This is a genomic window from Rhizobium sophorae (assembly GCF_013087515.1).
GTDB classification, from domain to species: domain Bacteria; phylum Pseudomonadota; class Alphaproteobacteria; order Rhizobiales; family Rhizobiaceae; genus Rhizobium; species Rhizobium sophorae.
Map to the genome: position 1 here is coordinate 1 of NZ_JABFCN010000086.1, position 1,429 is coordinate 1,429.

At 60.1% G+C, this 1,429-nt stretch carries 1 protein-coding gene; it reads left to right on the forward strand.

Annotated features, from left to right (window positions below):
• Window positions 1–84 precede the first annotated feature (84 nt).
• Window positions 85–1,429: ISNCY family transposase (locus G9X64_RS36100; protein WP_171378395.1), on the forward strand; the 1,345-nt coding region annotated here is incomplete at its 3' end.

Sequence of the window (1,429 nt, forward strand, 5' to 3'; positions counted from 1 at the left end):
TCTCGACGCGCTGGTCAACGTCAACGTTGGGAGCAAGGATGACGACCTTCAGCCTGGTGGAGACCATGAGCGTTTGGAGTCGTGATGTCCTGTTTGATCACCATGTCGCAGAAAGAATTGCATCGCCTCGAAGTCATTCAAAAGATCAATGATCGACGCCTAAGCGTTGTCCAGGCAACGGAGCTGCTCGGCCTCAGTCGAAGCCAGGTGCACCGGCTTCTGCAAGCTTATGACCGGGCCGGTGCGGCCGGTCTGGTTTCGAAGAAGAGGTCGCGACCAAGCAATCGGCGCCACAGCGAAGATTTTCGCAATGCGGCGCTGGATCTGATCCGCGAACGCTATCTGGATTTTGGCCCGACGCTGGCTCGCGAGAAGCTGATTGAACTGCATCACATTTCGGTAGCCAAGGAGACGTTGCGCCAATGGATGACCGAGGCCGGCATCTGGGTATCGCGACGCGAGCGCAAGCAGCGGGTCTTCCAGCCGCGCGGTCGGCGCGATTGTTTCGGTGAGCTGGTTCAGATCGATGGATCGCATCACTGGTGGTTCGAGAGCCGCGGTCCCAAATGCGCACTGCTGGTCTACATCGATGACGCCACCGGCAAACTATTGCATCTGCGGTTCGCCGGATCGGAGAATACCTTCGATTACCTCCATGCGACGAAGGCCTATCTGCAGCAATGGGGCAAACCTCTGGCATTTTACAGCGACAAGCACGGTGTCTTTCGTTCGACCCATGCCTCGAAGAAAGACCGGACGAGCGGTCTGACGCAGTTCGGGCGGGCTCTTTATGAACTCAACATCGACATCATCTGCGCCAACACCCCGCAGGCCAAGGGACGCGTGGAGCGGGCCAACCAGACGCTGCAGGATCGCCTGGTCAAGGAACTACGGCTGCGCGGCATCGACACGATCGACGCGGCCAACGCCTATGCGCCGGCGTTCATGGCGGACTTCAATGCCCGGTTCGGCAAGCCGCCGCGCAATCCGAAGGACATGCACCGCCCCCTCGCCGCACATGAGAATCTCGATGGCGCCATGTGCCGGAAGGAGGTCCGCACGCTGTCGCAGTCCCTGACGTTACGCTACGACAAGGTCTTGTTCATTCTCGATCCGACGGAGCAGGCCAAGGCGCTGGCAGGCAAGAAGGTCATCGTCTGCGACTATCCGGACGGTCGCCTCGAGATCATGCACGAGAGTTTTGCCCTGCCCTACAGAACCTTCGACACATTGCGGTCGGTCCATCGACCGGAAGTCGTCGAGAACAAGCGTTTGGACGACATGCTGTCGCTCGTTGCCGAGCTGCAGGCCGGGCGGGAACAGCAGCGCAGCAGGAGCGGTCCTCGTCGCACCGGCCAGACAGACCATATGTTCGGCATTCGCGATGGCAGCCAGAGCAATGGCTACCAGAAGCGTGGCCGCAAGCCCG